This is a genomic window from Microcystis sp. CS-574 (genome assembly GCF_028329095.1).
GTDB lineage: Bacteria > Cyanobacteriota > Cyanobacteriia > Cyanobacteriales > Microcystaceae > Microcystis > Microcystis ichthyoblabe_A.
The window spans coordinates 1-10460 of record NZ_JAQMSY010000166.1 but is presented as its reverse complement, the minus strand read 5'-3'; the positions used below and the strand labels follow the sequence as shown (position 1 = coordinate 10460).

7 protein-coding genes and 1 pseudogene are annotated in these 10460 nt (G+C 42.2%); 3 read left to right on the top strand and 5 right to left on the bottom strand.

What is annotated here, in order from left to right:
- Window positions 1-290: 290 nt before the first annotated feature.
- On the bottom strand, window positions 291-1541 hold the full coding sequence (locus PN470_RS13385; RefSeq protein WP_271938451.1) for an FGGY-family carbohydrate kinase: 1251 nt from the start codon (window positions 1539-1541) through the stop codon (window positions 291-293).
- Window positions 1542-1543: 2 nt separating this feature from the next.
- On the opposite strand from PN470_RS13385, the gene PN470_RS13380 reads away from it, so the two are divergent.
- Window positions 1544-2602 carry a tocopherol cyclase family protein gene (locus PN470_RS13380; RefSeq protein WP_272104671.1) on the top strand — a complete coding sequence of 353 codons (1059 nt, stop codon included), beginning with the start codon at window positions 1544-1546 and terminating at the stop codon, window positions 2600-2602.
- Window positions 2603-2786: 184 nt separating this feature from the next.
- Here PN470_RS13380 and PN470_RS13375 read toward each other — a convergent pair whose 3' ends face one another.
- The gene (locus PN470_RS13375) at window positions 2787-4466 is read right to left on the bottom strand and encodes an ABC1 kinase family protein (protein WP_272104670.1); all 1680 of its coding nucleotides are present in this window, start codon (window positions 4464-4466) and stop codon (window positions 2787-2789) included.
- 235 nt (window positions 4467-4701) lie between these two features.
- Window positions 4702-6213: a carotenoid isomerase gene (crtH, locus tag PN470_RS13370; RefSeq protein ID WP_272104669.1), complete on the bottom strand. Its 1512-nt coding sequence runs from the start codon at window positions 6211-6213 to the stop codon at window positions 4702-4704.
- Between the two features lie 635 nt (window positions 6214-6848).
- Here crtH and PN470_RS13365 point away from each other — a divergent pair.
- Entirely contained in the window at window positions 6849-8678 is a 1830-nt protein-coding gene (locus PN470_RS13365) for a polysaccharide biosynthesis protein (protein WP_271938442.1), read from the top strand.
- A gap of 40 nt (window positions 8679-8718) precedes the next feature.
- Here PN470_RS13365 and PN470_RS13360 read toward each other — a convergent pair whose 3' ends face one another.
- Complete coding sequence (locus tag PN470_RS13360; protein ID WP_002732804.1) at window positions 8719-8907, bottom strand: hypothetical protein; 189 nt, start codon at window positions 8905-8907, stop codon at window positions 8719-8721.
- A 203-nt stretch (window positions 8908-9110) separates the two neighbouring features.
- Here PN470_RS13360 and cobW point away from each other — a divergent pair, with 203 nt between their 5' ends.
- The gene (gene cobW, locus PN470_RS13355; RefSeq protein ID WP_002794501.1) at window positions 9111-10145 is read left to right on the top strand and encodes a cobalamin biosynthesis protein CobW; all 1035 of its coding nucleotides are present in this window, start codon (window positions 9111-9113) and stop codon (window positions 10143-10145) included.
- Between the two features lie 110 nt (window positions 10146-10255).
- On the opposite strand, the pseudogene PN470_RS13350 reads toward cobW, so the two are convergent.
- Window positions 10256-10460, bottom strand: a pseudogene (locus PN470_RS13350) (hypothetical protein); the annotation flags it as partial.

The following is a 10460-nucleotide window of genomic DNA, read 5'->3' as shown; positions in this document are numbered from 1 at the left end:
GGTGTGGGGTGTGGGGTGTGGGGTGTGGGGAGAATAAATAAAATAATCTCCTGTCTCCTGACTCCTATCTCCTGACTCCTATCTCCTAACGACCGACGACCGACTCCTAACCCCACCAACAAACTTTTGGCTCTTCTGGTTTATGTGTGGAAACGAAGCCTATACTGATAGTTTCTTCGGCAAAATAGTCGTAAAAGTCCTTCTCAGTCAACATTTCACGATTCCATAAGCAAAAATTATCACACAAAGTCGAGAAGAGCCAACTTTTGCCGCAAATCCTACTTATGAGACTATTTCAACAGCGTAACCGATTGCTGTGCTAATAGGGCAGTACCATAGGCTGCTTGCTCCTGTTGAGATAAAAGTACGGGAACCCCTAAATGACGCTGACGAATTATTCTCCAAGTCGAATTTTTTGCCCCACCACCCGCACTATAAACTCGCTCTAATTTATTGGCCCCCAATTCCTGTAAACGCTGATAACCTAAAGCTTCAATGCGGGCAATACTTTCTAGTAAACCATGCAAAAATTCTAGAGGATTATCGGGGCGGGGAGTCAGTTTTGCGGGTAAAAAAGGATCATTAATGGGAAAGCGCTCGCCCGCTTTTAGTAGAGGATAATAATCTAAATTACTTTCTTTTTGTCCATCTATTGCTAAACTATAATTTCTCAATTCTTGATCAGAAAAAAACTTCTTTAACACTGCTCCTCCCGTATTGGATGCCCCACCAGTTAACCACAAATTTCCTAAACGATGACTATAGATGCCATAGTTACTATCATCAACTTTCTGGCTACTTAATAATTTTAAGACTAAAGTTGAACCTAAAGATGTCACTGCATCCCCTAAACAATTAGCACCACTGGCTAAAAATGCCGCTATACTGTCGGTGGTTCCCGTATAAATTAAACAATCTTTCGGGATACCAAAACGAGTCACTAAATCCGGTTTAATAGTATCGATCTCTGTACCCGGGGCAAAAATTTGCGGCAGTAAATTAAACATCGGTAAATTCTCTAACCAATCCGGATAACAGAGATTTTCGAGATCATAACCTAACTTTAAGGCATTATGATAATCACTAATTCCCAGTTTACCATGCAGCAGAAATGCTAACCAGTCCGCTTGCGAGAGAAAATAACGCGCTTGCGAAAAAATTTCTTGCTGACTCCACCAAAGTAATTTGGCTAAACTAGAGGTGGCACTAATCACGGGATGGTGAGGGGGTGCTATAGCTTTAATTGCTTCTAAAAACCCAATTCCTCGCCCGTCATTGTATAATATTGCCTCAGAAAGAGGATTACCCCAATTATCACATAATAACACCGTCGAGGAAGTACCATTAATAGCGATCGATTTAAGTTCTGAACGCACCGAATTCCCTAGATTATCCAATAAATAAAATAGGGCCTTTTGCCAATCCTGAAAATTGGCATTAGTGAAGGGATAATCAACCTCAGCGACGATATTTTTGCTAGAATCAATAGCAATCGCTCGCGCTCCCGATGTGCCAAAATCAATACCTAAAGATAAACCCATAGATGTCTTCACAACCCCCTCATTCTGGCTACCATTGGGATGGTATCACTTCCCGATTCTTTGAAGGTTGGTACTTCCGAGTCATGATTCCGCAATTAGCCGACGGATTCGCCTTTATGTATTCTATTCAAGACCCAAGGGGCGGTCAAGTCAATAGCGGCGGAGCAGTGCAAATTTTAGCCATAGAATCTGATTATCTTTGTCGCACTTTTCCCGATACGGATAAATTTTGGGCAAGTCGTCAGCAATTAGCCATTATCCATTGGGGAAAAACTAACTTAAAAATCCGTCCCTGTCTTCTTTCCCCGTCAGCTTTTTTTGAGTCTATTCAAGAGGGTTATCAAGCAACGGCAAACCAGCAGCAAGGACGAATTTATGATCCCGTCACTGGAGAAATCTGTCAATGGGATTATTGCGTTGAAACTAGGTACAGTTGGGGAGATAACAAGCGTCCACCCCAAGCAACAGCAGGAATATTATCTTATTTACCGATTTTTGACCCGGGTTGGCAGATTTTAACTGCTCATGGTTTAGCAACGGGAATGATTACCCATCGGGGAAAAAATTATCAATTTGAGAATGTACCTTTTTATAGCGAGAAAAATTGGGGTTATTCTTTCCCCGAAAAGTGGTTTTGGATTAATTGTAATGCTTTCCCTGAAAATCCCGATTTAACCTTAACCGCAGTGGGTGCTACCCGGAAAGTTCTTAACTGGACGGAATCGGTGGGAATTATCGGTATTCACTGGCAAAATCGCTTTTATAAGTTTGATATCTGGAATTCTCAACTAACTTGGACAGTGCAACCCTGGGGATACTGGGAAATGAGGGCAACTAACGAGAATTATACCATTGTCTTAATCGGGATCAGTGATCATCCTCCCGACCGCGTGCGTGTACCCACGGAAAAAGGTCTCTCTTTTGCTTGTCAAGATACCCTCAAAGGTAAATTATCGATAAAATTGGCTGATAGTCGTGGTAAAACCCTTATAAATGCCTCTAGTGGTCTAGCGGGCCTCGAAATTGGCGGTATTTGGCCATCAGCTTGGATTAAACAGTGAGTTAAATCACCATGGCGACGGAAAAATGTGGAACGAACCACAGAGACACAAAGGACACAAAGATCGATCGCTACTATATAAGTCAAACTTATCACACAAAGAATAAGAGAGCCGGGGAACTTGTCACCACACTGGCAATTAGATATTTAATTATAACCACTTACTTAATAAAGATGATAATTATTTACTTTTCTATGATTTTATCTAATCTTTCCTGAATCAATAAAGCTAGGGAAGAACGCAAAAAAAATAACCCAAATAACCCCGCTAAACTGAAGGGAATAATAGCTAGTTTGCTATAGTTGGTGTTTAATAAAAATATGGCTGAGATAATGCTAAACCCCAATAGACAGACGTTAATTAATACTTTAATTCCCAGATAAATTTTTTTCAGAAGTCGCTCATTTTCGCGTGACTTAACTTGAAAAACTAAATTTCCTCGCTCGATTTTTTCCTCTAACTGACGGATCATTCTTTCGTTTTTATTACCTTTTTGCCATTGTTGTTGAAAAAAAGTGCGAGCTTGATTAGCTAGGGTAAACATGGTGTTGGTAGTTCCTCCTGATACCGCTAGACTTTTCACAAAAGGTTGACTAGCTGCTAATAAATTATACTGGGGATCTAAAGAGCGGGCAATCCCATCCAAAGTGGTGACAGATTTAATAATAAAAGTCATTTGGGGAGGTAAGCGAAAAGGTTGCTGTTTAAACATTAAATACACTTGATCGCTAATTTGTTCAAAGACCCTCACATCTACCGGTTTATCGCGAAATTCATCTAAGAGAAACTGGACGATATTTCGCACGGGTTGCAGATCTCTAACGGGTTCAATTAAACCCATATACACCAGAGTTTTTAAGACTGTTTCCGTATCCTTTCTCAAGACAGCGAAAAAGGTTTCGATCATTTGATCTTTAGCGACGGACTTTAACTCGAACATCGTGCCAAAATCGTAGAAAATTAACTCCCCTTCCTGACTAACTGCCATATTACCCGGATGGGGATCCGATTGGAAAAAACCATCCTGTAATAGTTGTTTGAGATAGGAACAGATCCCCAGTTGAATAATCCCATCTACGTTAATACCATTAGCTAGTAAAGTCTCTCGATCATCGACTTTAATCCCGGGTACATACTCCAAAGTTAATACCTTGCGGGTGGTATATTGCCAGTAAACTAAAGGGACTTTTACTTGAGGATAATTCTTAAAATTTTCCCGAAAGCGATCGGCATTTTTGCCCTCATGAATATAATCGATTTCCTGAAAAAGTAGTTCAAAGAATTCTTGATAGATAGCTTCTAAATTATATTTTTTCACCACGGGTAAAATATTTAACCAACGGGTGAGACGATGCAACAATTCAAAATCGAGATTAAATAGTCCTTCTAGATTCGGTCTTTGTACCTTAATAACGACTTCTTCCCCACTTAATAACCGCGCTCGATGTACTTGTCCTAAACTGGCACAAGCGAGGGGAGACACGGTAAAACTTGCAAATAAATTATCTAGGGGTTGTCCTAATTCTGTTTCAATAACTCGGATCGCTTCTTGACTATTAAATTCGGGAACTCGATCCTGTAATTGGGTTAATTGTTCGATATATTCGAGCGGAATTAAATCTGCTCGCGTCGATAAAGATTGTCCAATTTTAATAAAAGTTGGTCCCAAATTCATGAGGCGATCAACTAACCATTTCGCTCTCCTTTGCCGTTTTTTGCCCCTATTAGCCCCCGTTAAACGATCCCAGAGCAAAAAAGTCAAAAACTGCGTTGTAAAGCTAAATATCTCCAATTGACGAATAATTGGCGATCGCAAGCTTTGCTGCCAATGTAAAGACTTCGAGGAATCAAAGGGAGTAAGCATTAGTTATCAGTGATCAGTTATCAGTTATCAGTGATCAGTTATCAGTGATCAGTTATCAGTGATCAGTTATCAGCAAAACCAATCTACAGCGTTTCTCGTCAAGGTGAAGTATAAATTAAACCTTGCCGAAGCAAGGATTCCAGTCGCAAAAATGTGCTTCATCTATCTGAGAAATGCTGTCAAGTGTTACCTTCCCGTTTCCGAATTGGCCGGTAAAAATCCGGATTTTCAGTTTTTAATCTCTGGGACGGGGTAAACCCAGATCTACCGATAGAAGATGACTGCAAGCAAAACCAGAAAAGGCCACCGCGTTTAATCCTTGACCGGGGAAGGTACTATCTCCCACACAATAAAGATTAGGAATAGCTGTGCGATTAAAGGGCATTCCTAATAAACCTAACAGTTTTCTTCGAGGTATTGGGCCATAACTGCCATCGATTCTATTCAAAAAGCGGCGATGGGTGCGGGCCGTGCCAATTTCGATATAATCTAATCCTGTATCTAGTTTAGGAAAGAGTTTTTTCAGGCGATCGATGAGACGATGAGCAGCGGCCTCTTTTTTCTGTTGATATTCTTGGGGGGGCAGTTTTTGCCATTGATCAATCCAGCTAGGGGTGAAAGTATGAATGATATGATGGTCCGGGGGTGCGAGGGAGGGATCGAGTAAGGTAGGAATAGAAACAAAGATAGTTCCCTGTTCTGCTTCCATATTTTCCCAATCTTCTAGTAAAATATGGTGACATTCGCTTCCTGACGGTAACACATCGGCCTTAACTCCCAGATGCAAACTCAGGAAACTGGGGGATTTTTGATAGCGTTTTTGCCATTTTTTTTCGCTACCCGGGAGAGATTCCGGGGGGAGTAGTTTCTCGAAGGTATCCCAACGGGTGGCATTAGAAACAATCTTTTTCGCGTAATATTCCTTCCCATTGGTCAATCTTACCCCGATCGCCCGTCCTGCATCTAAAATAATCTTATTCACTCTCGCTTGATACTGGATTTCACCACCAGCTTTTTCCAATCCCTCGACTAACTTGAGAGCAATCTGTCCCACTCCCCCCCGGGGGTAGTTAATTCCCCCGTAATGGCGATCGCTAAAGACCATTCCCGCATTAATCATCGGAGTGCGATCGGCGGGTACTACCGACCAACAATAACATTCCATATCGATAAATTTCAATAATTTCGGGTCTTTAATATATTTTCTGGCCACATCTCCCGCATTTTGGGGTAAATACTTGACCAATCCCAAACAGGATAAAGGATGCTGGAAAAAAACCCTAGTCAGATAGCGGGGTTCTTCCAATGATAGTAAATCCATACTATTGAGGCAATTAAACACCTGCCAGCATTCATCGTAAAAGCGCCGGATACCGGTTTTTTCTGCGGGAAAATGGCTAATTAATTCCTGTAAAAATTGTTCGTAGTCGCGATGAACTTTTAGGTCTAATCCGTCCGGGAGATGATAATGGATCTGGACGGGATCGGCAATGGTTTCGATACTCATATCCACCGCTGCCAAAGCCTTGGTTAAGAGGTTAGTCGTCCCCTTTTTGCCAAAACCAAAAATCATCGAAGCACCCACATCAAAACGATAACCCTCTCGTTCAAAATAACCCGCGCTGCCCCCCGGAATCAGATAACTCTCTAAAACCAAGACTTTTGCCCCTTTTGCCGCTAATTGCGTCGCTGTCACCAATCCCCCGATTCCCGACCCAATCACGATCGCATCGTACTGATTACTCATAACTTGACTCGATAAATTTTTGCATCAATTCTTGATTGTAACCCTTGACTAGCGGTCATCTATCGGCTAGTTTGGGGGAGCAAAAAATTTTGGGGGAGCGATGAAAAGTTGCTAAAAGGAAAAAAGTCCGGCTCTCTTATTCTTTGTGTGATCTCGCGTAGCGAGCGCGTTGCGACCAGTTTAACTTACTATAGAAGCGATCAATCTTTGTGTACTCTGTGTCTGGAGTGGTTCCTTCCACTCCCTCGCCAGCAGGACTGTATCTTAGAATATATTTTACCCACCAAACCTAAGAGAGCCAAAGTCTTGACAAATCCCGCCGCTTGACATAATTGGATTTAGGTGATATTATGTTGCGGAAAGACGGACAGTGCTACTGTTATAAAAAATATTGGCTCTTCTCGTTTGTGTATGGAAGAGAGAAGAATAGGGGTAGTTTTCCGTAAATATATTCTTCAAAGCCTTGCCTAGCAAGATTCGTCCGAATAATAAGCACTGATTACCAGACAAAGTCGAGAGGAGCCAAGTAATTTACCTAAGATTAATTAATCAAGTGGATAATGTATAGAAAACTGGCGAACAAAATCCTTAAATTGGCTAATTACCTATCTAGGTCATCGAAGCGATCTCTTTTAATGATCACCGACTGCCTTGTTTTTTGTCTAACCATCTATCTGGCCTTCTCTCTCAGGTTTAATCTGAGCCTCGAACATCAGGAAATTAGACCTTTTTTAGAGCCAATATTGGGCTTAATTGCCATTAAAACTCTAGTTTTCTATCTCAAAGGTATTTACAGTCCCGTAGTACGTTATACAGGATTAGAGTTTCTTTCCTCCGTACTGCAAGCGGTTATCTATAGTTCAGGGTTTTTAATCATTCTGGCCTACTTTCAAGGGGATGCCTTTTTGCCGCGTTCAGTCCTGATTATCGACGCATTGTTAACCCTAGTATTGGTTATCGGGGTGAGATTGTTGATTCGTTCTGTCTTTCACCGTCTGAATATTTACGTCAGTAGTGTGGATAGAGAACCGACAATTGTTATCTATGGTGCGGGGGTTGTGGGTCGTCAATTGGCACGTTCCCTACAAAATGACCCCCACTATCGTTTATTGGCCTTTGTTGATGATAATCCCGATTTGCAGCACCGAGTGATCCAAGGCTTTAGGGTTTATCCCCCCTCTCAATTGGCACTACTGCACCAAAAAACAGCCTTTGACTGGGTTATTCTCGCTATTCCTAATGTAGCCAAGGCCAGAAAGCGGCAAATCATCGAAAGTCTAGAAACTTTACCCATCGACATTAAAACCGTTCCTCCCCTCTCAAAAATTTTATCGGGAGAAACGACCATCAATCAGATTCGCAGTGTCGATGTCTCGGAATTATTAGGACGGGAAGAAATTCTACCTCATCCCGAACTTTTGGGAAAAAATGTCACCGGTAAAGCGGTGTTAGTCACCGGGGGTGGTGGTTCCATCGGTTCGGAATTATGCCGACAAATCGCCTTCCTCAACCCAAAATGCCTGGTAATCTACGAATTAAACGAGTTTTCTCTCTACAAAATCGATCTTGATTTAAGCGAAAATTATAGCGATTTACGCAAGTATGCCTATCTAGGCAATGTTCTCGACCGCAATCATCTAGACCGAGTCATCCAACAACACCAGATTGAGACAATTTATCACACGGCCGCCTATAAGCACGTTCCCCTTGTGGAAGCCAATGCTAGTCAGGGGGTTTACACTAATGTTTGGGGTAGTTTAAATGTCGCTCAGACTGCGATCGAGAATTCAGTTAGTAATTTAGTTCTTATTTCCACCGATAAGGCCGTCAGACCAACTAACATTATGGGGGCCAGCAAACGCTGTGCTGAGTTAGTCGTGCAAGCTTTGGCCGCTTTACCCGACAGTTCCACCTGTTGCGCGATCGTCCGCTTTGGCAATGTTCTTGATAGTAGCGGTTCCGTGGTGCCGCGTTTCCGGGAACAAATCGCCCAACGTAAGAATATTACCCTCACCCATCGCGATATTATTCGCTATTTTATGTCTATTCCAGAGGCGGTGCGTTTGGTTATACAAGCGGGAGCCATGGCCCGAGGGGGTGAGGTATTCCTGTTAGATATGGGTGAACCGGTAAGAATTTACGATTTGGCCCTACAGATGATTCGTTTAAGTGGCTTGGAATTAGGGCAAGATATCGATATTGAAATCACGGGATTAAGACCGGGGGAAAAACTCTACGAAGAATTATTAATCGATACCGATAAAGCTCGTCCCACCTCTCACCCAAAGATTTTTTGCGCTCATGAACACTTTCTTGCTTGGGAGGAATTGCAAATGAAATTAGAACAACTGCTTAATTCTATTCAAGTTAATGACCGTCAGGGCCTAGTTAAGTCCCTACAAGATTTAGTTCCCGAATACCGTCCCCCGCAGCAAATGGCAAGTAATTTGTCAAATCAAAAGTGAAAAAGAGGAGTTTTGCCTCTCCTCTTGTTGCCAAAATTTATTAATCTAATTGAACCGAATGCTCTTGTTTTAATTGCTTTTGGATAGCTTTTACCGTCTGCTCAATTTTATTGATTCCGCGAGAAGAAGGGCGATTTATTCTATCAGCTAGAGGAGAAGTTTGTTGAATAGCGATGCTTAGATAAAGGGGAAAAGCGAGGGTAAAGGCTAAAAAAAGACGTTGTAACATAATCCACTCCCACAAAAGTTCTTCAGCGATTATTTTAGCCGGCTGAAACTTTTACCAGAATAACGACTAACTAGGAAAATTTCAGCCAGTTTGTGACAGTCCGGCAATTGGTGGGGCAATCCTAAAGAATTAGTGCTGAAACCCTCAACCCTAGACCGAGAGTCTGATACATTGATCTAAGAATATGATCGATCGCTCTATCTATGCACAAAATTCCAGTTACTGTGATCACGGGTTTTCTGGGTGCGGGAAAAACTACCCTCATCCGTCATCTACTGCAAAATAATCAAGGCCGACGGGTGGCCGTTATGGTCAATGAATTCGGAGAAGTGGGAATTGATGGTGATTTGTTGAAAAGTTGTCAGACCTGCGACGACAACCCCAACGATAATATTGTGGAATTGACCAACGGTTGTCTGTGCTGCACAGTACAGGAAGAATTTCTCCCCACCATGCAGAAATTGCTGGAGCGACGGCAACAGTTGGATTGTATGCTGATCGAAACTTCCGGATTAGCTTTACCTAAACCTCTGGTTCAAGCTTTTCGCTGGCCGGAAATCCGCAACGGTGCGACGGTGGACGGAGTAATCACCGTGGTGGATGGTTTTGCTATCGCTAGGGGTCGTCTGGTGGCGGATTTAGATGCTTTAACGGCACAAAGGCAAGCAGACCCCAATTTAGAACACGAAACGCCTATTGAGGAGTTATTTGAGGATCAGTTAGCCTGCGCTGACCTGGTACTCCTAACTAAAACCGATCTCATCAGCGAAATTGAATTAGAAAAAATTATTAATTGGCTGAAAACACAACTGCGATCGACGGTAAAAATAGTTACTTGTGCCGATGGACAAATTAGCCCCGATGTGCTATTGGGATTTAATGCCGCCGTCGAGGATAATTTAGCTAGTCGTCCTAGTCATCATGATCACGAGGAAGAACACGATCACGATGAGGATATCAATTCTGTGCAGTTTTGCCTCGATTCTCCCGTAGATGCCCGAATTTTGACCCAACGGCTCAAGGAATTGGTGGCCCGAGAAGAAATCTATCGGGTCAAGGGATTTGTTAACGTGGCCAACAAACCGATGCGTATGGTGTTACAGGGAGTCGGCGATCGCTTTGATTCTTTCTTTGATCGACCCTGGCAATCGACGGAAACGCGGCAAACTCGCTTGGTCTTTATCGGCCGGTCCCTCGATAGTCAGAGAATCGAGCAGGCCTTAACTAGGGTTTGCTGAAGAAGTTTTTCCTAGTAGTCTGTCAAGTTTGAATTGAGGGATAGAGTTTTTTTAATTTATACCAATTCTCCAAAGTCTGACTACAGAAGTTTAATCCCCCTAAATCCCCCTTAAAAAGGGGAACTTAAAGGGGGATTTAAATTCGATGTGTAGTTTTCATTTAGAGAAATGGTATTAATACGAGCATCAGCAGTAGTAAATCTCCAGTCAACTGAATTTGACTTTTCATTTCGATTTTCTTCCCATGCCTTAATTTCTTGTTTTAAACTATCCATGTCTGGGATACGACGATCGAGACATTGACGATTCAAAACG